General features: G+C 45.8%; 25 protein-coding genes and 4 tRNA genes. 26 read left to right on the top strand and 3 right to left on the bottom strand.

The features are described 5' to 3' along the window. Window positions 1–69 precede the first annotated feature (69 nt). From CLOSA_RS20460 to CLOSA_RS20450, 3 genes are all read left to right on the top strand, one after another. The gene (locus CLOSA_RS20460; RefSeq protein WP_013274634.1) at window positions 70–255 is read left to right on the top strand and encodes a hypothetical protein; all 186 of its coding nucleotides are present in this window, start codon (window positions 70–72) and stop codon (window positions 253–255) included. A gap of 195 nt (window positions 256–450) precedes the next feature. Beyond that, entirely contained in the window at window positions 451–999 is a 549-nt protein-coding gene (spoVT, locus tag CLOSA_RS20455; protein ID WP_013274633.1) for a stage V sporulation protein T, read from the top strand. A gap of 38 nt (window positions 1,000–1,037) precedes the next feature. Continuing rightward, window positions 1,038–1,181 (top strand): hypothetical protein, encoded by a 144-nt coding sequence (locus CLOSA_RS20450; protein ID WP_013274632.1) that lies wholly within the window; start codon window positions 1,038–1,040, stop codon window positions 1,179–1,181. Between the two features lie 186 nt (window positions 1,182–1,367). Here CLOSA_RS20450 and CLOSA_RS20445 read toward each other — a convergent pair whose 3' ends face one another. After that, a complete protein-coding gene (locus CLOSA_RS20445; protein ID WP_013274631.1) occupies window positions 1,368–2,366 on the bottom strand; it encodes a ComEC/Rec2 family competence protein in 999 nt (332 codons plus the stop codon). Window positions 2,367–2,554: 188 nt separating this feature from the next. Here CLOSA_RS20445 and CLOSA_RS20440 point away from each other — a divergent pair, with 188 nt between their 5' ends. From CLOSA_RS20440 to CLOSA_RS20365, 17 genes are all read left to right on the top strand, one after another. After that, window positions 2,555–2,947, top strand: a complete 393-nt coding sequence (locus tag CLOSA_RS20440) for a MazG nucleotide pyrophosphohydrolase domain-containing protein (protein ID WP_013274630.1) — start codon at window positions 2,555–2,557, stop codon at window positions 2,945–2,947. Window positions 2,948–3,010: 63 nt separating this feature from the next. Then, the gene (locus CLOSA_RS20435; protein ID WP_268875600.1) at window positions 3,011–3,313 is read left to right on the top strand and encodes an HU family DNA-binding protein; all 303 of its coding nucleotides are present in this window, start codon (window positions 3,011–3,013) and stop codon (window positions 3,311–3,313) included. A gap of 3 nt (window positions 3,314–3,316) precedes the next feature. Beyond that, window positions 3,317–3,556 carry an RNA-binding S4 domain-containing protein gene (locus CLOSA_RS20430; RefSeq protein WP_013274628.1) on the top strand — a complete coding sequence of 80 codons (240 nt, stop codon included), beginning with the start codon at window positions 3,317–3,319 and terminating at the stop codon, window positions 3,554–3,556. A gap of 89 nt (window positions 3,557–3,645) precedes the next feature. Further along, entirely contained in the window at window positions 3,646–3,930 is a 285-nt protein-coding gene (gene yabP / locus CLOSA_RS20425) for a sporulation protein YabP (protein WP_013274627.1), read from the top strand. A gap of 104 nt (window positions 3,931–4,034) precedes the next feature. Beyond that, window positions 4,035–4,397, top strand: a complete 363-nt coding sequence (yabQ, locus tag CLOSA_RS23620) for a spore cortex biosynthesis protein YabQ (RefSeq protein ID WP_013274626.1) — start codon at window positions 4,035–4,037, stop codon at window positions 4,395–4,397. A 4-nt stretch (window positions 4,398–4,401) separates the two neighbouring features. Further along, the gene (locus CLOSA_RS20415; RefSeq protein ID WP_013274625.1) at window positions 4,402–4,725 is read left to right on the top strand and encodes an FtsB family cell division protein; all 324 of its coding nucleotides are present in this window, start codon (window positions 4,402–4,404) and stop codon (window positions 4,723–4,725) included. Between the two features lie 156 nt (window positions 4,726–4,881). Continuing rightward, the gene (locus tag CLOSA_RS20410; RefSeq protein ID WP_013274624.1) at window positions 4,882–6,297 is read left to right on the top strand and encodes a SpoIIE family protein phosphatase; all 1,416 of its coding nucleotides are present in this window, start codon (window positions 4,882–4,884) and stop codon (window positions 6,295–6,297) included. Between the two features lie 74 nt (window positions 6,298–6,371). Further along, window positions 6,372–7,748 (top strand): tRNA lysidine(34) synthetase TilS, encoded by a 1,377-nt coding sequence (gene tilS, locus CLOSA_RS20405; RefSeq protein ID WP_013274623.1) that lies wholly within the window; start codon window positions 6,372–6,374, stop codon window positions 7,746–7,748. Continuing rightward, a complete protein-coding gene (gene hpt / locus CLOSA_RS20400) occupies window positions 7,741–8,268 on the top strand; it encodes a hypoxanthine phosphoribosyltransferase (RefSeq protein ID WP_013274622.1) in 528 nt (175 codons plus the stop codon). The genes tilS and hpt overlap by 8 nt, the downstream gene beginning before the upstream one ends. Before the next feature lie 12 nt (window positions 8,269–8,280). After that, on the top strand, window positions 8,281–10,098 hold the full coding sequence (gene ftsH, locus CLOSA_RS20395) for an ATP-dependent zinc metalloprotease FtsH (RefSeq protein ID WP_041709535.1): 1,818 nt from the start codon (window positions 8,281–8,283) through the stop codon (window positions 10,096–10,098). Between the two features lie 371 nt (window positions 10,099–10,469). Next, window positions 10,470–12,533, top strand: a complete 2,064-nt coding sequence (locus tag CLOSA_RS20390) for a glycoside hydrolase family 13 protein (RefSeq protein ID WP_013274620.1) — start codon at window positions 10,470–10,472, stop codon at window positions 12,531–12,533. Window positions 12,534–12,613: 80 nt separating this feature from the next. Continuing rightward, window positions 12,614–12,695: transfer RNA gene (locus tag CLOSA_RS20385), tRNA-Tyr, on the top strand. 40 nt (window positions 12,696–12,735) lie between these two features. Beyond that, window positions 12,736–12,821 (top strand) — tRNA-Leu (locus CLOSA_RS20380). Between the two features lie 247 nt (window positions 12,822–13,068). Further along, on the top strand, window positions 13,069–15,024 hold the full coding sequence (locus CLOSA_RS20375) for a methyl-accepting chemotaxis protein (RefSeq protein WP_013274619.1): 1,956 nt from the start codon (window positions 13,069–13,071) through the stop codon (window positions 15,022–15,024). 100 nt (window positions 15,025–15,124) lie between these two features. After that, window positions 15,125–15,847, top strand: a complete 723-nt coding sequence (locus tag CLOSA_RS20370) for a GntR family transcriptional regulator (protein WP_013274618.1) — start codon at window positions 15,125–15,127, stop codon at window positions 15,845–15,847. Between the two features lie 119 nt (window positions 15,848–15,966). Then, window positions 15,967–16,113, top strand: coding sequence for a hypothetical protein (locus tag CLOSA_RS22785; RefSeq protein ID WP_013274617.1), 147 nt, complete (start codon window positions 15,967–15,969; stop codon window positions 16,111–16,113). After that, a complete protein-coding gene (locus CLOSA_RS20365) occupies window positions 16,110–16,838 on the top strand; it encodes a GntR family transcriptional regulator (RefSeq protein WP_013274616.1) in 729 nt (242 codons plus the stop codon). Before CLOSA_RS22785 ends, CLOSA_RS20365 begins: the two co-directional genes overlap by 4 nt. A 197-nt stretch (window positions 16,839–17,035) precedes the next feature. Here the strand turns inward: CLOSA_RS20365 and CLOSA_RS20360 are convergent, their stop codons facing one another. Next, window positions 17,036–17,428 (bottom strand): desulfoferrodoxin family protein, encoded by a 393-nt coding sequence (locus CLOSA_RS20360; protein ID WP_013274615.1) that lies wholly within the window; start codon window positions 17,426–17,428, stop codon window positions 17,036–17,038. 247 nt (window positions 17,429–17,675) lie between these two features. On the opposite strand from CLOSA_RS20360, the gene CLOSA_RS20355 reads away from it, so the two are divergent. The 4 genes from CLOSA_RS20355 to CLOSA_RS20340 all read left to right on the top strand — a co-directional run bounded on the left by CLOSA_RS20355 (window position 17,676) and on the right by CLOSA_RS20340 (window position 19,900). Continuing rightward, window positions 17,676–18,611: a DUF1848 domain-containing protein gene (locus CLOSA_RS20355; RefSeq protein WP_013274614.1), complete on the top strand. Its 936-nt coding sequence runs from the start codon at window positions 17,676–17,678 to the stop codon at window positions 18,609–18,611. Between the two features lie 129 nt (window positions 18,612–18,740). Continuing rightward, the gene (locus CLOSA_RS20350; protein ID WP_013274613.1) at window positions 18,741–19,622 is read left to right on the top strand and encodes an MBL fold metallo-hydrolase; all 882 of its coding nucleotides are present in this window, start codon (window positions 18,741–18,743) and stop codon (window positions 19,620–19,622) included. A gap of 90 nt (window positions 19,623–19,712) precedes the next feature. Next, window positions 19,713–19,785: transfer RNA gene (locus CLOSA_RS20345), tRNA-Phe, on the top strand. A gap of 44 nt (window positions 19,786–19,829) precedes the next feature. After that, a tRNA-Gly gene (locus CLOSA_RS20340) sits at window positions 19,830–19,900 on the top strand. A gap of 232 nt (window positions 19,901–20,132) precedes the next feature. Here CLOSA_RS20340 and CLOSA_RS20335 read toward each other — a convergent pair. After that, window positions 20,133–20,567 (bottom strand): VOC family protein, encoded by a 435-nt coding sequence (locus CLOSA_RS20335; RefSeq protein WP_013274612.1) that lies wholly within the window; start codon window positions 20,565–20,567, stop codon window positions 20,133–20,135. A gap of 228 nt (window positions 20,568–20,795) precedes the next feature. Between CLOSA_RS20335 and CLOSA_RS21980 the strand changes: the two genes are divergently transcribed. Both CLOSA_RS21980 and CLOSA_RS20320 read left to right on the top strand, forming a co-directional pair. Then, window positions 20,796–21,911: a GGDEF domain-containing protein gene (locus CLOSA_RS21980; protein WP_013274611.1), complete on the top strand. Its 1,116-nt coding sequence runs from the start codon at window positions 20,796–20,798 to the stop codon at window positions 21,909–21,911. 304 nt (window positions 21,912–22,215) lie between these two features. Continuing rightward, the gene (locus CLOSA_RS20320) at window positions 22,216–22,530 is read left to right on the top strand and encodes a rhodanese-like domain-containing protein (protein ID WP_013274610.1); all 315 of its coding nucleotides are present in this window, start codon (window positions 22,216–22,218) and stop codon (window positions 22,528–22,530) included. Window positions 22,531–22,592 lie beyond the last annotated feature (62 nt).

Genomic DNA, 22,592 nt, shown 5'->3' with positions numbered 1-22,592 from the left:
AGAAGAAGGGATTAAGTCCCAGATGCTTTCTTTCCTGCAAATTTTATAGTTCGGAGAAAGGTGGTAGCTATGGACGTTTTAGGTATGTATCTTCTACAGAGAGTATCAAATGAATTGACGATTCAAAAGTATGGTTCTTTTGAAAACCATTTTGTAACACCCATTCCAGATAACGCGGCTGCAAAGGCGGCCCATGAAGGCTATTTATCATCCTCTAAGGAAGTACAACAGCGTGTCAGGCAGGGGGACTTTTAATCTGGACTGCATTGATCCTTGCTTCTTCAAGGAATAAACTAAGAATGATTTAGAAAATCAGGGTTCGACTTTTTTTTAACAGTCGGCCCTGATTTTAAATTTTGGGAAAAATGGCAGACTTAAGTATAATCTGGTGCTTTCGTAGCAAAATAATATCAGTGATATTAAAACGCACAAGATGGAGGAATTTTAATTATGAAAGCAACTGGTATTGTAAGAAGAATTGACGACCTGGGACGCGTGGTGATACCAAAAGAGATCAGAAGGACGCTCCGGTTAAGAGAAGGGACTCCGCTTGAAATATTTACAGACAGGGAAGGAGAAATCATCCTAAAGAAATATTCTCCGATGGTAGAACTTACTGCTTTTGCTTCCCAATATGCAGAAGCCATGGCTCAGACTACCGGACTTACCGTATGTATCAGCGACAGGGATCAGATCATTGCAGTGGCAGGAGGGTCTAAAAAGGAACTTCTCCAGAAAACCATCAGCAAGCAATTAGAGAACCTCATTAACGAGCGCACGGTTGTGGTGGCCGGAAAAGACGATAAGGGCTTTATTCCCCTGTCAGGAGAAACCCTGGAAGGGATAACGGCACAGGTGGTGGCCCCCATTATCTGTGAAGGTGATGCCATCGGGGCTGTGGCCTTATTAAGCAGAGAGCCAAGAGCGCGTTTTGGAGATATGGAAACAAAGCTGGCAACAACGGCAGCAGGATTTTTAGGCCGTCAGATGGAAGGGTAACTGCCGGCCGGCATACATGAATCAGGAGGTGAACAAATATGAAGGTTTTTGTACCAGAGGAAGATGACTACAGCGATGGGGATATCCCGGAAATTGATACGGAGCCATACAAGGATGGATTCTACGTTGAACCACTGCCGGAATCGGAGCGGCCCAGACGGGACGGCCCCGGAGGAAATTAACCAGGTGCTTCTGTAATAATCCAAAAAGATAGGGCTGGGAAAACACGTTTTACTGTTTTTCCCAGTTGCTGCAGCAGGCGCCCATTGATTGTAAAGATATTCTGTTGGGCGTATTGCCCCATAAAAAGAAACGGCAGGAACACTGGTTTTGTGTTCGGGTGCCGTTTCTTTTTTCGAAGGGATCCGTTAATAGATGATCTGGTCTCCGTCCTTGATGCTGTAATTTACTTTAACCCCCAGCTCTTCCATCCATTTCCTGGTCTCCAGGGTTTTCCAGTCTCCGCTTCCGATGCCGCCGCCGTTATCGTTGTTCCACAGCCAGAGGGGACAGGGCCATAGGGCGATCTGAGGTTTTATCATGGCATATACTTCCTTGTTGACGCCGTACTGGCCGTGATGGGACATCTGGACAATGTCGCTTTTTAAATCCTCTGCACTGCGCTGTGCTGCCAGCAGTTCACCGGCTTCCGGTCCCATATCGCCCAGTACCAGGATGCTTACGTTATTTAAGAAAAATTTATAAGCAACAGAGCTGTTATTTACGGAGGTGGCATCCAGAAGATAAGGGTCGTTTAAAACCTTGGCCTTGATCTGCCCCAGCTGGATCTCCTGGTCCTTCTGCACAGTGCGGAGCTTTTCAGCGGGAAGAGCTGCAAAGGCTGATATCAGGCTGTGTACCATATCGTTCCGGGAAGGCTCCACTTTTTCATACCAGGATAAGTCCGCCAGGGAATAATAGATATGATCAATGGTAATCTGGCTGTCCGGGTTTTTCAGAATCTGAACAAGAGCCCCCACATGGTCAGAGTGAGGATGAGTAATAAACCATCCGGATACGTGCCCGCCTTTGGAACGGAGTACTTCCGTTAAGTGGGCGGCATCAATATCCCAGCCGCCGTCAATGACCACAAGGGTTCCGTCCTTGTCCTGCAAAATCATGGAAAGCATCTGCCGGTTGTCGTAATCCGCAAGCAGAGATAAACTGCCGCCGTTAAATATTTTGCTTCCAGGTCCGATATTAAGGGACGGACCAAAGCTCATGCCCCGCATGGTTAAGTCCCCGGCCGAGGGGGCGGGAGTCAGAAGCTCTGTGGTAAATGCTGTAAATACGATGTTTAAAAACAGCACGCAAGCTGCTATTTTTTTCCATATGCTAAAATGTTTCATGGCTACCTCCGGTTTCATTTTAAGTCCCCCTTATTATAATGGAACAAGCTTTTTTTTAACAGGGGGGACAAGCAATTGTCAGAAAATCTTCAGAATTAAAAAAGAAAGTATTCCCATGGTACAGCCAGGATATGGTATAATGAGCGCAGGAGAATGAAGATGAGATTGCCGGCCGGTGTTACAATCATCCCAAAAGGAGGAGAGTCATGTATACTTTCGAGGATTTAGTAAATATTACAAATAAACTGCGGTCCCATGAAGGCTGTCCCTGGGACAGGGAACAGACTTATGAAAGTTTGAAAAAATGCCTGAAAGAGGAAAGCGGAGAGGTTCTGGAAGCCATTGATCATAAGGATATGGAAAATCTTTGTGAAGAGCTGGGGGATGTCCTGTTTCTGGTCATGCTGTACAGCCGGATTGCAAAGGAAGCAGGTGATTTTTCCATAGAGGATGTGGTGAATGGAATCTGTGAAAAAATGATACGCAGGCACCCCCATGTTTTTGGCGAAAAAAAGGATCATTTGCAGCAGGAGGGACAGGCTCTTTGGGATGCAATAAAAAAGCAGGAGAAAGCCCTTCAAAAGTGCGAAAAACCTTGACAAAAACGGGAGAAACAGCTATAAATGATATAGTAATCGTGTTATGCGAAAAATCGTAGCCTGGTGCTACATTCTAGGAGGAAGATATCAATGAACAAAGCAGAGTTAATCGCAGCAGTCGCAGAAAAAGCAGAACTGTCCAAAAAGGATGCGGAGAAGGCAGTAAAGGCTTTGACAGATGTAATATCTGAGGAACTGGTTAAAGGCGAGAAGATCCAGTTGGTTGGTTTTGGTACATTTGAGGTATCTGAAAGAGCGGCTAGAGAAGGAAGGAATCCAAAGAGCGGTGAAGTTATGAACATTCCTGCTTCTAAGACACCAAAATTTAAAGCTGGAAAGGCTTTAAAGGATATGGTGAACGCTTAATTCATGAGGCTGGATAAGTTTCTTAAGGTTTCCCGTCTGATCAAGAGAAGAACAGTAGCGAACGAAGCCTGTGATGCAGGCCGTGTACTTGTCAATGATAAACCTGCGAAAGCTTCCTTAACCATTAAGGAAGGCGATATAATAGAGATCCATTTTGGGACAAGCTCGGTAAAGGTGGAAGTTCTTGATGTGGCGGAAACAGTTAAAAAGGATGAAGCAAAGGAGCTTTACCGATATCTCTAGCTTACAGATTGGATACGTACGATAAATTTCAGTAATATTGGAGCGTGCCTCCTAATATACTTTAGACAGGTATATTAGGAGGTTTTTGTATGGAAGAAAAGATGAATATATGCCCTCATAGGCTGACAATAGAAAACAGGGGCTCCGGTACGATGACAGGAATACGGGAAGTGGTATCCTTTGATGAAAATCAGGTGGTCCTGGATACCGACATGGGGCTTTTGACCCTGAAAGGAAAGGATCTTCACGTCAGCCGCCTGACCCTTGAAAAAGGGGAAGTGGATTTAAACGGCAATATTGAGAGTATTACCTATTCCTCCAATGAAGCACTGCGCAGGTCAGGGGAATCCCTGATTTCCAGGCTGTTTAAATAAAACGGGAAGTCCGGTTCGCCTGAGGGTCACGGGAGGGCTGATTGGTAGCCCGGCTGGCACCTCGCTTAATGACCCTAAGAAAATAATGCCACAGAAGGAGTCATATGAGCGTTCATATTGTTTATGAAGTAAAACTTCTGCTCTACAGCTTTTTAACAGGCGCAGGGCTAATGATCACATATGACCTGTTGCGTATTTTCCGTATTTTTATTCCTCACTCCTATGTGTTTATAGGAATCGAGGACATGATATACTGGGTTTATGCTGCTCTGGTCACGTTTTCCCTGCTGTATGAACAGAATGATGGAGGATTAAGAGGATACGCCGTTGCCGGAGTATTTATAGGAATGTTTTTGTATGATAAAATAATTAGCAGACATTTCCTAAAACTCTTGAAACATTTTCGAAAATATCTTAAAATAAAAATGGATAGCTGTAACCAAAGAAAGAAGCGGCGTCAGAGGTGATTGTATGAACAAAATGGGAAAATCAAGAAGAAAGAGAAAAGATAAATGGGGAAACCGGATGGCTCTTATTGGTATAACCTTTGTTGTGTTCAGCCTTGCCGTGATTGTTACGATTAAAGGAGCCGGATTAAAGGAAAGGGAGCGGGAATATGAGCTCCGTCTGGAGAATCTTCAGGCCCAGGTGGACAAGGAAGAGGAACGTTCCAAGAAATTAGAGGAATACCGGGTCTATGTCCAAACAAAGCAATATATTGAAGAGGTCGCAAAGCAGAAGCTGGGACTGGTGAATCCTGATGAGATTCTTCTGAAGCCGTCGCGGAGACAGTAATTTTCTTCGGGTATCCCTCTATGTCCAGAGAACATGGACAAAAAAGAAGAAAGCTGTCGTACGATTTTTGGTCAGGAGACAGCCATTTTGACAAATATTTCCCTTCGGCCTGTATATAATGTGGTTTAAACCATGATACAGGCAGGAGGGATTTTTGTGTTCAGACGTAAGGCGGCACATCACGATATGGCTGATGTGAATGTATATACAGCAAAGAGATTAAACGACATGGCAAACTCTTTGGGAGAGCTAGCCAGAGCTTGTACAGATGACTTGTCGGCAGAACAGGGACTTACTAAGGAAGACGGCATTGCGGCCCTTCAGACGGCGGCGGCTATGGTATGCGCAGGCTGCAACAAATGCATTGTGTATTCCGGGAAAGAACAGGACAATCAATATTATCTGCAATATCTGGTTCGTGCATTTGAACAAAAAGGGAGTGTGGACTACGGGGACATGCCCCGTTTTTTTCTTGAAACCTGTAAGAGGAAGGATGAGTACATGGCCCATTTAAACAGGGGCCTGGGAAGGGCCACCATGAATCTGGCATGGAAAAACCGTTTTTTGGAAAGCCGTGATGCAGTTATCGTCCAGTTTAAGGAGCTGGCTGTGATCCTGGAGGAATTTTCTCATCAGGTAGAGCATTCCATCGACATCACTCCGGATTGGGAGGATGAAATTAAGCGTGCATTCCGCCGCAACCATATCATCGTAGAAAAAATGCTTATTTTAGAATATGAAAATCATCAGAGAGAAGCATTCCTGACCATGAGAACCTTAAACGGCCGGTGTGTGACCGTAAAGGAAGCTGCGGAGATCCTGGAAAATGCCATAGAGGAAGGGGAATGGACGGTGGCCCCCGACGGCAGGAATTTAGTGACAAAGCAGGCCGACACCATACGGTTTGTTGAAAAGGGAGAATACCGGGTCCTTTACGGAGTAGCCAAGGCGGTGAAAAGCGGAGAAGAGGTATCCGGAGATAATTACACCTTTGGACAAGTTCAGCCCGGACAAGTCATTATGAGCCTGTCAGACGGCATGGGAAGCGGCAGGATTGCCGAAGAGGAGAGCAGGCAGGTCATCGAACTGACCCAAAGGCTTTTGGAAGCCGGCTTTTCAGCCAGGGCGGCTTTAAAGATGGTCAACACGGTCCTTCTTCTGACCGGAATTGCCCAGCATCCGGCAACCCTGGATTTGTGCTGCATTGATTTGAAGACAGGGATCCTGGAAGCCATGAAGCTGGGGGCTGCAGCCACTTATATCCTTAGTGAAAAGGGGGTGGAGCTTTTGGAAGCAGGCGAGGTTCCTATGGGGATCCTGAACCCGGTGGAGCCGGTTCTTCTGTCTAAGAAGCTATGGGATGATAACCGGATCATTATGGTAAGTGACGGAGTGCTGGATGCCCTTCCTGGGGATGATAAGGAGCTGATGCTAAAGGAGTTCATAGCCGGGATGCCGGTTAAAAATCCCCAGGATATGGCAGACAGGGTCCTTTTGTTCGCAAGATCCTTTACCGATCGGGCGGCCGATGACATGACGGTTCTCACTGCCGGGATCTGGAAAAGAAAATAATAATTGCAACAGACATGTTTTATGGGTATATTTATAATATGGAGGGGAGAAAATCAACTAAGGAAGGTGGCTGAATGTACAGAACGATATTGGATTATATCAGACGGAACCGGCTGTTTGCTCCGGGGGACCGCGTCATCGTGGCGCTTTCCGGAGGAGCCGATTCGGTCTGTCTTCTTGTAGTTTTAAATGAACTTAAGGAAGAACTGGGGCTGGAACTGAAGGCGGTCCATGTCCATCACGGCCTAAGAGGGAAAGAGGCGGACCGGGACAGGGATTACTCCAGGGATTTATCGGCAAGGCTGGGAGTGTCTTTTTCCTGCGTTCAGGTAGATGCTGCCCTTTATGCCGGGGAGCATGGAATGTCGGTAGAAGAAGCCGGAAGGCATCTCCGTTACCAGATCTTTGAAAAAGAGAGACTGGATTTTTCCGGAACGAAAATAGCGGTGGCCCATCACAGGGATGACCAGGCGGAGACCATTCTATATAACCTGTTCCGGGGAACCGGGTTAAAGGGGCTTGGAGGAATGCGCCCGCTGCGGGACAGAATTGTCCGTCCCCTGCTGTGTGTTGGAAGAGAGGAAATTCTTGCATATCTGGAGGAAAAAAGGATATCTTATTGTGAGGACTCCACCAACGCCCAGACGGACTATGTGAGAAACCGCATACGGCGCCGGATCCTGCCGGAAATCAGGGAAGAAGTCAACAGGCGGGCAGGAGAAAATATCCTGCATGCGGGGGAAATGGCCGCACAGGCCGATGCATATCTGGAAAAACAAGCCGAAAAAATATTAAAGGCCCGGGGAGTGGGAGAAATGGAAGCGTCCGGCTTAAGGCCAGCCTGTGGTATTGATGCAGCGGTTCTTTTGGCAGAAGATAACATTATAAGAAACTATGTGATCCGGAGGATGATCCGGTCTGTCAATGAATCCATGAAGGATATTACCATGACTCACGTGGAAAGCGCGGCAGCGCTTCTTTTTGGTTCTGACCGCAGACAGGTGGATCTGCCCTGCGGCCTTATTGCTGTGCGTACCAACGGGGAATTGTGGATAAAAAGAAAGGAACAGGAAGAGCCTGTGGATAAGGAACGGGATTTTCTTCTCCCTGAACTGGATTTTAAAACTTTTCCCTACAAAAAAGGCCAGGAAATTCCTAAAAACGGGTATACGAAATGGTTTGATTATGATAAAATCAAATGTGCACTCTCTGTGAGGTATCGGAAAACCGGAGATTACATGACACTGGCCGGAGGCGGCAGAAAAACCATTAAATCATTTATGATTGATGAAAAAATTCCCAAAGACGAACGGGAAAAAATTCCCCTTGTAGCGGAAGGTTCCCATGTCCTCTGGGTCATCGGATACCGGATCAGTGAATACTATAAGATAACAGATGATACCCATACAGTAATACAAATACAGTTTAACGGAGGAAGAAACGATGGATGATAAGATACGTATATTGTTATCAGAAGAAGAGGTGGCAAAAAGAGTAAAAGAAGTCGCAGACCAAATCAGCAGAGATTATAAGGGAAAACCTCTTCACCTGATCTGTATTTTAAAGGGAGGCGTTTTCTTTACCTGTGAGCTTGCTAAGAGGATCGAACTGCCCCTTACCATGGATTTCATGTCCGTATCCAGCTACGGTGCCGGAACGGTATCCAGCGGAATCGTCAAGATCATCAAGGATCTTGATGATCCTATCGAAGGAAAGGATGTATTGATTGTGGAAGATATCATTGATTCCGGCAATACCCTGGCCTATCTGATCGAAGTGTTAAAGCAGAGGAACCCAAACAGCATTGAACTTTGTACCCTTCTTGATAAACCGGAGCGCCGGGTGAAGGATCAGGTCAAGGTAAAATATACCTGTTTTACCGTACCGGATCAGTTTATCATCGGATATGGCCTGGACTTCGATCAGTTATACAGGAATTTACCATATATTGGAGTTATAGAACAGCAATAAGGAGGCAGCATGTTGAAACAACAGCAACCATTCAGAGGTTTGGGATTTTTGCTCCTTCTGGTCATCATGCTTATATTTGCCAGTAGACTGCCCCAAAAGAGTGGGATCATTACCAACCAGGAGCTGATGCAGGCGATTGATAATGGGACCATTACCTCAGCAACCATCAGGCAGAACGACCCGCCCCCAACAGGAAGGATCGAGATGGCCATGACTGACGGTTCATCAAAACAGGCCAATGTGTCTAATGTCATTGAAATTCAGGATCGTTTGGACCGAAATGGAATCACCTATACGGTGGATGCAGTACAAAAGGAGAATTTATTTCTGACCATTACGCTTCCGTTGATCCTGACGGCAGTAGTTTTAGTTTTTTTGTTTATGCTGATGAATGCCAGAGCAGGGGCAGGAAGCGCCAATGCCAAAATGATGAATTTTGGAAGAAGCCGGGCTCATCTTGCAAAAGATGCCAATAAGGTGAACTTCGGTAAGGTAGCAGGGCTGGAAGAGGAAAAAGAGGAGCTGGAAGAAGTGGTCGACTTCTTAAAGAATCCTCAGAAGTATACCAGTGTGGGAGCCCGGATTCCAAAGGGGATCCTTCTTGTGGGACCTCCCGGAACAGGAAAGACCCTTCTTGCCAAGGCAGTGGCAGGAGAGGCAGGAGTGCCGTTTTTCTCCATTTCCGGTTCCGATTTTGTGGAAATGTTTGTAGGTGTGGGTGCATCCCGCGTGAGAGATTTGTTTGAAGAAGGCAAAAAGCATGCCCCATGTATCATATTCATCGATGAGATAGATGCCGTAGCCCGCCGCAGAGGAACGGGTATGGGCGGCGGTCACGATGAGAGAGAGCAGACCTTAAACCAGCTTCTTGTCGAGATGGATGGCTTCGGGATCAATGAAGGTATCATCGTTATGGCGGCTACAAACCGGGTGGATATCCTGGACCCGGCGATCCTGCGTCCCGGTCGTTTTGACCGGAAGGTTGGAGTCGGCAGGCCTGATGTTAAAGGAAGAGAGGAAATCCTTAAAGTCCACTCCAAGGAAAAACCATTGGGAGAAGATGTGGATTTAAGGAGAATTGCACAGACAACGGCTGGATTCACCGGTGCGGATTTAGAGAACCTTATGAATGAGGCCGCTATTTATGCAGCCAGAAACAGTAAGAAATTCATTAACCAGGCGGATGTTGATAAGGCCTTTGTAAAGGTGGGGATCGGAGCTGAAAAAAAGAGCAAGGTAATAACCGAGAAGGAAAAGAGGATCACCGCTTACCACGAAGCAGGCCATGCAATTTTATTCCATCTGCTTCCTGACGAAGGACCGGTGCATACCATTTCCATTATTCCTACGGGTGTGGGAGCAGCCGGATATACCATGCCATTGCCTGAAAATGACCATATGTTCAACACCAGAGGCAAGATGCTTCAGGACATCATGGTGGATTTAGGCGGAAGGATCGCTGAGGAGCTTATATTCGGTGATATCACTACCGGAGCCTCCCAGGATATCAAGCAGGCCACAGCCACGGCCAGAGCCATGGTGACTCAGTATGGAATGTCCGATAAGGTGGGCATGATTAATTATGACAACGATGGTGATGAGGTCTTTATCGGCAGGGATCTGGCTCATGCAAAGAGCTATGGCGGCCAGGTAGCCAATACCATTGACAACGAAGTAAAACGAATCATTGATGAGTGTTATGATAAGGCAAAGGAAATCATCTTAAAGCATGAGGAGATTCTCCATGCCTGCTGTAAGCTGCTCATGGAAAAAGAAAAGATTGGCCAGCAGGAATTCGAAAATCTGTTCTCTGCAGCTGCAGAAGGCTAAAAGCCTTCTGCCGGCTTCAATTGGATAGAAGCGCAGAATCCGGGAAAATATCTAAGTTTTTCTCTGGAATCTGCGCTTTTTTGTGTTTAGTGCGGAGGCAGAGAAAAAATGCATAAAAAATTATAAGTAAAAAAATGATGTTTGTGCACACTTATTTTCTCTGCCGTGGTATAGTAATAATCGTAAACCCCCCCAATACATTATATAGTTTTTGCTACACCCCATAAGAAACGAAATACCTTCTCCGAAAAACGGTCAGCTGCCCCGCTGGCCGTTTTTTCTGCCTTTGTCATAGAAAGGCAGGGTTGTATATTTTGATTCAATCGGATAAAATAGAATGTGTAGACCACGAGAAAGGAAATGAAAATGATATGTGCTTCCAGGCTGAGGCGTTAAATAGAGATGCGTTATTTACCGATGAGACAGAAAGTTTCCGATTCCCGGCAGAACCCGGTATGGGGGATGATGTGATCCTATTTTTTCGGACGGCAAAGGATGATGTGGACCAGGTCTGTTATATTCAGGCAGGATTATGCGGAGAAACAGCCATGGAAAAGGCAGAGTCCGACGGGCTGTTTGATTATTATAAATATAGATTAACGGCAGTGTATGAGAAAATCAGTTATTGCTTTAAGGTGGTGAAGGGCCAGGAGGTCTGTTACTATAACCGTCTGGGCATTTCCGGGGAGAATCAGGAAGGGTTTAATTTTCGTATAGTTCCTGGTTTTTCTACCCCTGACTGGGCAAAGGGAGCCGTTATGTATCAGATCTATGTAGACCGGTTCTGCAACGGAGACAGGACCAATGATGTGGTGGACAGGGAATATGTATACATTGGCCGGCCTGTGTCCCGTGTGGAGGACTGGGAGAAATATCCCAACCAGATGGATGTGGGGTATTTTTACGGCGGTGATCTGCAGGGGGTATGGGATAAGCTGGATTACTTAAAGAACCTGGGAGTCGATGTAATTTATTTTAATCCCATATTTGTATCTCCCTCCAATCATAAGTATGATTGTCAGGACTACGACCACATTGATCCCCATTATGGGGTGATCCTAAAGGATGGAGGGCAGCCGGTGGCACCTGATGCAGAGGATAACCGGTCTGCCACGAAATACATGATCCGGACAACGGATAAGGAGAATTTAGAAGCCAGCAATGATTTTTTTGCCCGGTTTGTGGAAGAAGTACACAAGCGGGGGATGAAAGTGATCCTGGATGGGGTATTTAATCATTGCGGTTCTTTTAATAAATGGCTGGATGGAGAGCGTATTTATGAAATGTCAGGGAGGTACGAGCCGGGAGCCTATGTATCAAAGGACAGTCCTTACCGGACGTTTTTTAAATTTTACGACGGGGAAGCATGGCCCTATAACGGTTCCTATGACGGCTGGTGGGGACATTCCACACTTCCAAAGCTTAATTATGAGGATTCACAGACCCTGTATGAATACATCCTGCGGATCGCCCGGAAATGGGTCTCCCCGCCTTACAAGGTAGACGGATGGCGCCTTGACGTGGCGGCTGATTTAGGCCACAGCAGCGATTACAACCATAAGTTCTGGAGAGATTTCAGAAATGCGGTAAAGGAGGCCAATCCGGAGGCCCTTGTGCTGGCGGAGCACTATGGGGATCCATCCGGCTGGCTTCAGGGGGACCAGTGGGATACGGTTATGAATTACGATGCATTTATGGAGCCGGTGACCTGGTTTCTTACAGGTATGGAAAAGCACAGCGATGAAAGCAACCCCAGTCTGTTTGGAGACGGAGAAAGCTTTTTTAAATCCATGAATTATCATATGAGCCGTATGATGACGGGCTCCATCCAGGCTGCCATGAATGAGCTGTCAAACCATGACCATTCCCGATTTATGACAAGGACCAACCAAAGAGTAGGGAGGACCTCCACGCTGGGCCCGGAGGCTGCTTCCCAGGGCATCCATAATGGGATTTTCCGGGAGGCGGTGATGATCCAGATGACCTGGCCCGGCGCTCCCACCATTTATTATGGGGATGAGGCAGGGGTCTGCGGCTGGACGGACCCGGATAACCGGAGGACTTATCCATGGGGCAGAGAGGATCTGGAACTGATCGAATTTCACCGGTACATGACAGGCCTTCACCATAGCATACCGGCTCTGCGCCTTGGGTCTTTGAAACGGCTTCTGGCCGGGAAGCATCTGATTTCCTATGGGCGTTTTTTGGGTGACAGTATTTGCGTGGTTGCGGTCAATAATTTGACCGAAGAGCGGCAGGTCATGATCCCGGTATGGCAGTTGGGGATGAGGGATGGAGAAACCATGTCCCGTTACATGCTGACCTATGAAAATGGGTATAATGTGGGCAGAATTCCCTATGGAGTAAAGGATGGCCAGGTGCTTGTCTCCATGCCGGGAACCAGCTCCCTTTTACTGGTGGCGGACCGGGATTAGAAATTATATTTTTTATAAAAAAACCTTGATTTTTTAATGCCTCTATGATAAAATAACACTCGCTTGCTTATAAAAAGCATGGGTGGGTTCCCGAGCGGCCAAAGGGGGCAGACTGTAAATCTGTTGTCGACGACTTCGAAGGTTCGAATCCTTCTCCACCCATTTAATACCGTTCGTAAGAAGTGGAACGGTATCAGAGAATGCCGGCGTGGCGGAACTGGCAGACGCACAGGACTTAAAATCCTGCGGGACTTACCTCCCGTACCGGTTCGATTCCGGTCGCCGGCATGATAAAAAGCTGTTGCATGAAGATGCGGCAGCTCTTTTTTAATTCCATAGAAGAAAGAAACAGGGGGCTCCCACTTAGAAACAGGTTACTGGCCACTTGTTCTTCTCTGTTTGTAAAAAATTGCACAAGTTATTGTAAAAAATAGGTAAATACTATATAGTTATCTGAATATTGTCCGATATACCCATTGAACCGCTGTGAGAAGGACCTGCAGGGTATCATTCGGATATGGGAGGATAACTAAATATGAAAAGAAACAATAGGGGAATAAAAAAAGAGCTGGTGACCTTTACAATGGCTTGTATCATTTCCATTGTATTCGTGCTGTCTGCAGGCTCTATTTATCTGACATACGATACCACCAGAAAATCCCTGGCAAAAAGCCTGAAGGAAACTTCGGAGCTGGTTTCAGAAAAAATCACCCAGCAGCTAAAGGAGTATTCCATCATAGCCGAATCCATAGCCCTTTACATGAAAGGTAATTTACAAAAAGATGGAAATATCAACATATTTTTAAGGATCTCATGTTCCCAGTATGGCCTTAATAATATCGATATTATATCCGCTGACGGGCTGTCCATTGTCAATGGAAAATCCTATAAACAGGAAAATACCTATGTGCAGGCAAAAAAGGGGACCCCTTTTCTGTCAGATCCAATGATTCATAAGGACTCCGTTTCCTATGAATATGCGTACCCTTATGATGACCTGGTGATTATTCTGGAATTCCCATATTCTGTTTTTGAGACAATGATCGCTGATACAAAGCTTGGAGATACGGGGAGTACTTATATTATAAACCGGGATGGAACAAAAGTGGCATATGAAGATTTTTCCCAGGTATTGTCACGGCAAAATAATACGGAGGCTGCAAAAAGCAATCAGGCCGTATACGGAGAGATTGCAAAGCTGGAGGCTGCAATGACCAGAGGGGAAACCGGTTTTGGTTTCTACCAATGGAACGGAGAAAAAAAGTTCGGTTCCTACACTCCCGTAAAAGGTACCAATGGCTGGTCCGTAAATGTAACGGCCTCAGAATCGGAATTTATGTCCGGCGTCATGACTTCCATGTTAAATGCAGTCATTCTGGGTATTGTGTCTTTGATATTAGCAGTCTTTGCCATGCTTCGGATCACCAACCGGATCACAAGACCCATGGGACGGGTAGTTGATGCCATTGACAGGCTGTCTGCCGGAGATCTGGGTGTCGAGCTTAGCCTGGAACGCAGGGATGAAATTGGCAGAATCGGGGAAAAGGTCAATGAAATGGCAGGAACGTACAGAAATATTATCTATGATATATCCCGGTTTTTACAGGAGATTTCCTATGGGAACTTATCCGTCCGAAGCAGCTGCAGATATCCCGGAGAATTTAACGGCATACGCAGTTCCATGGAAATGATCGCAGCCCGCTTAAATGATACCATGATAACGATCCGTTCCTCATCCGAGGAAGTCAATTATAGGGCCGGGCAGGTTTCCGATGTTTCACAGGCCCTTGCTTCCGGGGCAGCCGTACAGGCAGAAACCGTGGAGGAATTAAATGCATCCATTGCAAATGTTTCTGGAAAGGCCGTAAATAATGCGGATCATGTGAAGAAAGCCTGGGATTATGTCAATCAATCCGCATCAATGGTCAAATCAGGAAACCGGCATATGGAGAGTCTTCATGCGACCATGAAAGAAATAAGCCTGTTTTCTGAAAAGATATCCGGGATTACGAAAATGATTGAGGATATTGCGTTCCAGACCAATATTTTAGCCTTAAATGCTGCTGTGGAAGCAGCCCGTGCCGGAGATGCGGGACGGGGATTTGCAGTAGTTGCGGAAGAGGTAAGAAACTTATCGGCCAAATCCGCGGAAGCGGCAAAACAGACGGCCCAGTTGATCGGCCGTACGGGAAAGGCGGTATCCGAGGGAAAGCAGCAGACGGATGAGACGGCGGAAGTCCTTAAGAAGATCTCCGGAAAATCCGCACTTCTGGAACAGGTAATCCAAGAGATCCAAGCCGCTTCCCAGGAGCAGGCCCGGACCATGGAACAGATCAGGGAAGGGCTGTATCAGGTATCGGCTGTCGTTCAGGCGAATGCTGCAACCGCCCAGGAAAGCTCCTCCTCCAGTGAAGAGCTGGCAGCACAGGCCGGAATTTTAAAACAGGAGGTTTCGAAATTCATAATAAACGGGAACCAAAGAACAGATTAGTAAAGTTTTCGTGTCAGCGAGTTGACACCAGGTGGCGGATGACTTAAGATTTAATTAGATATCATTGGAAATAAAATCTACAGGAAAAGGAATATCTGCCATGAGTCCGGAAAATCAAAGACCCCGCGAAGAAGCGATGGAAAAGATAGAAAATCATATTATTGAAAAAAAGTTAAAGCCAGATGATAAACTGCCTTCAGAGCGAGCCATGTGCACCATGTGGAATCTTAACAGGACGACCCTCAGGAGTGCTATCAGGCAGTTGGTCCTGGAAGGAAAGATCTACAGCAAAAATGGTTCCGGGACCTATGTGTCAAGGAAAAAGCTTATGAAAAATCTTCAGGATGTGGAGGGCTTTTATGAGACTGCCTGGAAAGCAGGCAGGGAAGTTTCAACAAAAGTGGTTGCAGTGGAACTATATGAAACAACAAAATCCATCGGGAAAAAGATGGAGCTTCCCCTTGGTCACAAGCTATTGCGCGTGGCCCGCATCCGGCTTCTGGAAGGCCGTCCCGTCATGTATGAGACATCCTATCTGGATTACCAGCGTTTCCCAAAGCTTGAAATGCATATTACAGAAAATGCATCCCTGTATGAAATTCTAAAAAAGGAATATGGCCTGGATATTACAGGAGGCAGGGAGGTGCTGAGCATCGCTTACTGCGATGAAAAGGAAGCACAGGATTTAAGTGTCAGCAAGGGAGAGCCGGTGATCAGCCAATCAGGAGTTGCTGTTGATGAAAACGGAAAAGTATTTGAATACTTTAAATCCATTACCCGCTCAGAATACGTCTGTTTTGCCAGTGAGTTACAACGGCTCTGATATGTTCGGCTTGGAGGTCATGCCAAGGAATTGACCATTGTTACCCTGGGAGAACCGGGTTATATACTGGGAAAGGGTTTTTTTAGTATGGAATGATTCCCTGTAGGGCAGAGGATGCCATGGGATCAGGAGACGGCGGCATCCCAGGTTTTTTAAAGGGTCTTCTGGAGGGAACAGAGATGATAGAACGCTTGAAATGGGTCAACCAATTCCCGTATTATGCTGGAATGCAGGGGAGCCTGGTAAGGAAGGAGATTTTACGTTGAAGAAGCCGACTGAAATAGATTATCAATCGTCCATTTACTTACAGTTAAGGGAAGTGGTCAGAAATAAAATCGAAGAGGGAGAATACCTTCCGGGAACAGCGATACCGTCTGAGAATGCCCTGGCGGAAATGTACGGCATCAACAGGCTGACCGTGCGAAGTGCCATTGATGAGCTGGTAAAGGAAGGTCTTTTGAAACGAGTCCAGGGGAAGGGCGTTTATGTCATGGCACCCATTGAACGGGATCTGGAGGTCCTGGGTGGATTTTCCCAGACAATGGATGATAAAAAAATTCAGCCAAAGAAAAAGATATTACAGAGAGGCCAGCGGCCAGCAGGCCCCAAATATGGGGAAATGTTTCATATGGGCGAAGAGGAAAGCCTGTATTATATTAAACGGCTAGATTTTGCAAACGGAGAGCCTATTGCCATGCAGGAGATTTATATTCCCTATGATCTGGTTCCCAAGGTAGAAGGCATTGATCTTTCGGTATTCAGCATGTTTGAAATTTATAAATTCTATGGCATAAATCCGGTAAGGGCATGGCAGACCCTGGATCTGGTCCAGCTTACCCAGGCGGATGCAAGGCTTCTGGATATTTCCAAAGACCAGACAGTATTCCTTTTTTCCTGCACCACCTATGATGAGGATGAAAGGGTCATAGAGTATTCCAGATCCTATACAAGAGGGGACAAGTGTAATTTTACGGTACATTTTCATAAATAGAAGTGGTGTGCATTTAGCCTATTGAGTTCTCACAGCAGACTTTATGGATATGGTGTCGGATGCCTTATTTCTAAGGCCAGGCAGTGATAGCACATGAAGAAGGGACCGTTTGGGGATGCCCTGTCAGGGTGCCATATAGACGATGTCAGCATATTAAAATAAAAAAAGCCAATCCCGGTTTGGGAAGGCTTTTTTTGTTATGCCTCTGTTTTCCAGAATCCATGAAGATTGCAGTAAGCAAAAGCTGCCTTTGGAGTATCACCTTTTTCCAGTGTAAAGCATGCCATTGGCTGACAATTCGGACTTAAGCTTACCCTCATGACAGTTCCTGCCGTTGTCTGCAAACAGATCCAGGCAATGCTGTGATCCTCAGTCATGGGGTGGAATATGCTGCCGACCTTTATTGTCACATGGTTTCCCTCTGATTCAATAACGGGGACATGCTTTTCTGCAGCGCCGTCTGAAGTATTGGGTTCCAAAACTTCAAATGGTTTTAAGCTGTCCGGAAGTGCGGCATTGGGAGTTCCGGTAATGGATTCCAGAATGATGTTATGGTTTTTGTCAGTTAAGAATACGGGTTCGTTCTTCATGGTGATCCTCCGATCATAAATGATTTCAATTAAAAAACTGCTTCATTTCATTAAACAGAATTCCCAGATGGGCGCCGAAACATGTTGCCAAGTTTTTCCAGCCGTATGCCATGATTTTTGTTTTACAAAGTCCTTCTATTTACGGCACGAATTAACTTAAAATCAAAGATTATAGCAGGATATGGTTGAAGCCGGCCCTTTGACGGCGTATAATGGCTTTACGAAGAAGAGAAAGGAGAGGGACGGTATGATACTCAGTGTCAGCAGGCGGACGGATATTCCGCAGTTTTATCCGGATTGGTTTTTTAACAGACGGAAGGAAGGATACCTTTATGTAAGAAATCCAAGGAACAGCCGTCAGATCAGCCGCATCGACCTTTCTCCGGATCAGGTGGAGTTAATCGTATTCTGGACGAAAAACCCGGAGCCAATGATGAAACGGATCCGGGAGCTGGGAGACACTCCTTTTTACATCCAATTCACGCTGACTGGATATGGGGAGGATGTGGAGCCCGGGCTGCCGGATAAAAGACGAATGATCAATGTGTTCAATAAGACGGCGGAACAGGTGGGAAAGGACCGTATGGTATGGCGTTATGATCCCATATTTCTTAACAGCCGATACAATGAGGAATACCATTTGCGGGCCTTTGAGAAGATCGCCGGGAGTGTATGGGGGTCGGCGGAAAAGGTCGTGATCAGTTTTCTGGACAAGTATGGGAAAACAGAACGAAACATGAGTGGTATCCCGGTAAATGAGTTGAGTGAAGAAGGGATGAAGAAGCTGGGGGGAGGGCTGGCCAGGATTGCAGACGCCTACGGTCTCAGGATTGAGGCATGTGCAGAAAAGATTGATTTAAGTTCTGTGGGAGTGTCCAGGGGAAGCTGCATTGATCCTTTGATGGCAGAACATCTGTTAGGCGGCCCGGTATGCCGGAGAAAGGATAAAAATCAGAGAATGGAATGCGGCTGCCTGGAAAGCATTGAGGTGGGAGCCTATGATACCTGCCTGGCCGGGTGCAGGTACTGCTATGCCAATGACAGCGCGGAAGCAGTGAAGAGGATGTCTGCATTATATAATGCAAATAGTCCCCTGCTTTGCGGAAAGGTGGAAGAGAGAGATAAAATTACGCTGCGGAAAGGAAGGTCCATCCGGGAGTATCCCACACTCCCTTTTCTGTGACCTGGATTATTCTTTATCCTGCTAATGTTTCTATTAATGCCGGAGATCGCGGCGCCGGCCAAATTTTTGAAGCCGGCAGACTGAATGGATAACAAGCTATTTGATATTCATGGGATTGGAGGGTTCTCAATGTACGAATTACATCAGGTAGGTGCTAATAGTTATTATGTTCAAAGTCCGGCAAAGATTGGTATTGTAAAGCTGAACCATACGGAGGTATGTCTTATTGACAGCGGGAGCGATAAGGATGCGGGACGAAAAGTCCGGCAGATATTGGATGCCAATGAATGGCGGCTGACGGCGATTTTTAATACGCATTCCAATGCCGATCATATCGGCGGCAATAAGTATCTGCAAAGCAAGACCGGATGCAGAATTTATGCTCCGGGTATTGAATGTGACTTTACAAATCATACCATCCTGGAACCGTCCTTTTTATACGGCGGATTTCCGCCGACGGACTTGCGGCGCAAATTTCTTATGGCCCAGGAAAGCAGTGCAGAATATCTTACAGAGGCAGTTCTTCCCAAAGGCATGAGCGTTATTCCTCTGCCGGGCCATTTTTTTGATATGGCAGGTTTCCGGGATATGGATGACGTGGTTTATCTGGCGGACTGCTTATCAAGCAAAGAAACACTGGAAAAGTATCAAATCGGGTTCATTTATGATGTATCCTCTTATTTAGAGACCCTGGAAATGGTTAAGAATCTAAAAGCAAAAATTTTTGTGCCTGCTCATGCAGAAGCCACAGACAACATAGCACCATTGGCTCAGACTAACATAGATAAGGTTCATGAAATAGCAGACAGAATACTTGGAATTTGTGAAAACCCTATAAATTTTGAGACGGTCTTACAGCAGCTTTTCAACCATTATGGCCTGGAAATGAACTTTGAACAGTATGCACTTGTGGGGAGTACTGTTCGTTCTTACCTCTCCTGGCTAAAGGATTCGGGGCGGATGGCTGTAATTTTCCATAGCGGACAGCTGCTTTGGAAAACAATCCGGTAAGCCAACTTGGGTTTTTTAACATATTTTAGAAAACTTGTCTTGACAAGAGGAAAGAAATCTTGTAAAATTATCCGTGTTGCAGATGGTTATGCCCAGATAGCTCAGTTGGTAGAGCAGAGGACTGAAAATCCTCGTGTCGCTGGTTCGATTCCGGCTTTGGGCATTGTGCTTTTCAAAGCACTTTTGAAATCTTTTTTGAAATTCCTTGCGGGTGTAGTTCAATGGTAGAACACTAGCCTTCCAAGCTAGATACGTGGGTTCGATTCCCATCACCCGCTTTAAGAGTCTGATTGCGGTCATTGTCTGCTAGAGGCTCTTTTTTTGTATAGTCATTTTGTTTTTATGTTTGGCTCACAGGAAAATGCTAAGACGAAATCATGTCACATTGGGTGGGGCGAATAAAAACGACGATCTTCACAGATTTAAAATATTCTGTTCCCATGGAAGTGCATTTGAAAATTCATGATTCTTTGATTCTCTTGGTCCCCAGACAGCCGGGAGAACCGGCATTTATAACAGAAGCATATCATTTTCATCAAAGCTGAAATCAGGGCCGTAGGCCACCTCCCAGTAATATCCGTCCAGGTCGGAAAAATAGGCGTGATAACCGCCCCAGAACACTTCCTGGGGTTCTTTTTCAACCTTTGCACCTGCCTTTTTGGCAAGTTCCATGATTTGATGTACTTCTTCCCTGCTCTTTGCGTTATAGGCAAGGGTGATTCCGCTAAAGCCGGTTCCAACAGGGGGCGGGTTATGGCTGTTAATATCTTTAGCCAACAAATCCAGCGGAAAAAGCTCAAGCTTTATACCGGCAGACGTATTGAAAAAAATGACTGGGGGCGTATAGCTTGTCTCTTTCGTTTGAAATCCCAGGCCATCCTTATAAAACCTGATAGCCCTTTCCATATCCTTAACACCTAAACAAACAACATTCAACCGATTCATCGTTTTCCTCCTTGTATTTGTATATTGATATGATACCACTTGAAACAGGACATCAGTATGTCATGTTATGGCGGGGAGTCATGGAACCCGGAGGAATTCAAAATCCGCCACTTACAACATGACATACTCTTAAAATGAAAATTGTCAGGGAATAAAAGCAGATTGCTGTTTGCAGATTTTTCATATATAATCGAAGGGGAAAGCGTTTGGGGAGGTGATATTAAGCCTATGGATCAGGATTTTAACGTTAATGAGGCGGAGACCGTAATTACGCCCATAAGATGGTGCCGCTATCTAGTTAATGCCGGTTATGCCACGGTCGCTATGATCATATTGGCGCATATAGTCTGGTACTATGCAGCGAAGAATATTCTTACCGGTCCTCCGGATGTTTATCTTCGCAATTATATTGTGCTGCCTGCCATCGGACTACCGGCTTTGAACCTGCTTGTGGACTACCTTGTCCGTTTGCCCCGTATTCCTCTTTTGTTCAAGGAATACCTGGTGTTGCTTCTTTATACGGCCCTTTCCTTTTATCTTTCTTCCACCCACAGGATTGCCACTGTTTTGCTTGGAACATTCTCCATGTCGGTATTTGCCTCTACAATTTTTGCTGATATTAAAATGACAAGGCGGATCTTTCTGATCAACAGTGCTGCTCTGGTTCTCAGCGGGATCATACTGCTAAAAGGTGGAAATGATAACAGCGGCGTGCTTATGGCAGTATTCGTTTCGTGGGATATTTTATTTTGCTCCTATCTGCTGGCTAAAATTATGATACGGAATGGTCATAATCAATTAAATTCGTTAATGCATTTATACGATCTGAAGGAAAATATGCAGGAACAGTTAAAGCTTGATCCATTTACAGGTCTGTATAACCGGGGAACCTTTGATGCCTGTTTGACCGGAATGGTGGAAGAATGCAGATATGAAAATAGCTGTCTTACCCTTGCGGTTATTGATGTTGATAAATTCAAACGTGTTAATGACGTTTACGGCCATGCCGCTGGCGACCGGGTGCTGCTTCATCTGTCGCAAATTCTCAAAAGCAACCAGACGGAGGATATTAAAGCCTTCCGAATCGGAGGGGAAGAGTTCGCAATCCTGTTGAAAGGCTATCATGTAAAGGAAGCGTATAGGATCTGTGATGAAATGCGGACGATAATGGAATCCTCTTCCCTCAACCAAATTGATAGAAGAATCATCACCTTTAGCTGCGGACTTGCTTGTACGGATATACAGCCCGCCGGTCCTGAGGCGCTTTTAAGAGCCGCCGATGTGGCACTGTATGAAGCCAAGAATAACGGCAGGAACTGCATTGTGATTTATGCCGGCCCATAGGCTTCTGAAATCAGAATAAAACCCATTAGAATTGGGAACCAAAGGCACGTGACTCTGGACCTGGCTTTTAACTGGTTCAGGGTCATTTTTGCTGCTCTAACATGTATTTTGGAAAAGCAGGAGGGGATTGGTTGATCGAAAAACAGGAAATTGACCCTTTGCGTAACAATGTCACTGATAGATTTCCATAAATCCGGTATACTTACTTCAGAGCCAAAAGGAGTCTCAAGGCCCAACTGCCGGGTTAATACCAGGATCGGGATGGGCAGAACGAATATCAAACGTATGGAAAGGAGATAGTGAAATGAGTATATTTGGTTTTTTAACAAACCGATCGGATTTTGCTGTGGGAATGGAACAGGCAAGGAACACCCCCAATGCGGTGCTCCTTGATGTACGTACGGCACAGGAATATACAGGAGGTCATGTTCCTGGCAGCATGAATCTGCCTTTGGATTGTTTGGAATCCATTAAAATTGATAAAAATAATCCTGTTTTTGTCTATTGCCAAAGCGGAGCCCGCAGCGGGCAGGCCTGCCGTTACTTACGGGCCAAAGGCTATACCGTTACAAATATTGGGGGTATCGCTGACTACCGCGGTGCACTGGAAAAAGGGTAAAAAGAGAGATATGCAGCCAAATTAAGAATGCCAGGTATATAAGCCTAATTTCAAAGGTTATC

Source organism: [Clostridium] saccharolyticum WM1 (assembly GCF_000144625.1).
GTDB classification, from domain to species: Bacteria; Bacillota; Clostridia; order Lachnospirales; family Lachnospiraceae; genus Lacrimispora; species Lacrimispora saccharolytica.
Note: the sequence above shows the minus strand (reverse complement) of the source record. Positions and strands in the feature narration are given on the sequence as shown.

Excerpts from the sequence above, each read along its gene's own strand:
- CLOSA_RS20460 (WP_013274634.1), top strand. The coding sequence starts at position 70 with ATGGACGTTTTAGGTATGTATCTTCTACAGAGAGTATCAAATGAATTG.
- spoVT (WP_013274633.1), top strand. The coding sequence starts at position 451 with ATGAAAGCAACTGGTATTGTAAGAAGAATTGACGACCTGGGACGCGTG.
- CLOSA_RS20450 (WP_013274632.1), top strand. The coding sequence starts at position 1,038 with ATGAAGGTTTTTGTACCAGAGGAAGATGACTACAGCGATGGGGATATC.
- CLOSA_RS20445 (WP_013274631.1), bottom strand. The coding sequence starts at position 2,366 with ATGAAACCGGAGGTAGCCATGAAACATTTTAGCATATGGAAAAAAATA.
- CLOSA_RS20440 (WP_013274630.1), top strand. The coding sequence starts at position 2,555 with ATGTATACTTTCGAGGATTTAGTAAATATTACAAATAAACTGCGGTCC.
- CLOSA_RS20430 (WP_013274628.1), top strand. The coding sequence starts at position 3,317 with ATGAGGCTGGATAAGTTTCTTAAGGTTTCCCGTCTGATCAAGAGAAGA.
- yabP (WP_013274627.1), top strand. The coding sequence starts at position 3,646 with ATGGAAGAAAAGATGAATATATGCCCTCATAGGCTGACAATAGAAAAC.
- yabQ (WP_013274626.1), top strand. The coding sequence starts at position 4,035 with ATGAGCGTTCATATTGTTTATGAAGTAAAACTTCTGCTCTACAGCTTT.
- CLOSA_RS20415 (WP_013274625.1), top strand. The coding sequence starts at position 4,402 with ATGAACAAAATGGGAAAATCAAGAAGAAAGAGAAAAGATAAATGGGGA.
- tilS (WP_013274623.1), top strand. The coding sequence starts at position 6,372 with ATGTACAGAACGATATTGGATTATATCAGACGGAACCGGCTGTTTGCT.
- hpt (WP_013274622.1), top strand. The coding sequence starts at position 7,741 with ATGGATGATAAGATACGTATATTGTTATCAGAAGAAGAGGTGGCAAAA.
- CLOSA_RS20390 (WP_013274620.1), top strand. The coding sequence starts at position 10,470 with ATGTGCTTCCAGGCTGAGGCGTTAAATAGAGATGCGTTATTTACCGAT.
- CLOSA_RS20375 (WP_013274619.1), top strand. The coding sequence starts at position 13,069 with ATGAAAAGAAACAATAGGGGAATAAAAAAAGAGCTGGTGACCTTTACA.
- CLOSA_RS20370 (WP_013274618.1), top strand. The coding sequence starts at position 15,125 with ATGAGTCCGGAAAATCAAAGACCCCGCGAAGAAGCGATGGAAAAGATA.
- CLOSA_RS22785 (WP_013274617.1), top strand. The coding sequence starts at position 15,967 with ATGGGATCAGGAGACGGCGGCATCCCAGGTTTTTTAAAGGGTCTTCTG.
- CLOSA_RS20360 (WP_013274615.1), bottom strand. The coding sequence starts at position 17,428 with ATGAAGAACGAACCCGTATTCTTAACTGACAAAAACCATAACATCATT.
- CLOSA_RS20355 (WP_013274614.1), top strand. The coding sequence starts at position 17,676 with ATGATACTCAGTGTCAGCAGGCGGACGGATATTCCGCAGTTTTATCCG.
- CLOSA_RS20350 (WP_013274613.1), top strand. The coding sequence starts at position 18,741 with ATGTACGAATTACATCAGGTAGGTGCTAATAGTTATTATGTTCAAAGT.
- CLOSA_RS20335 (WP_013274612.1), bottom strand. The coding sequence starts at position 20,567 with ATGAATCGGTTGAATGTTGTTTGTTTAGGTGTTAAGGATATGGAAAGG.
- CLOSA_RS21980 (WP_013274611.1), top strand. The coding sequence starts at position 20,796 with ATGGATCAGGATTTTAACGTTAATGAGGCGGAGACCGTAATTACGCCC.
- CLOSA_RS20320 (WP_013274610.1), top strand. The coding sequence starts at position 22,216 with ATGAGTATATTTGGTTTTTTAACAAACCGATCGGATTTTGCTGTGGGA.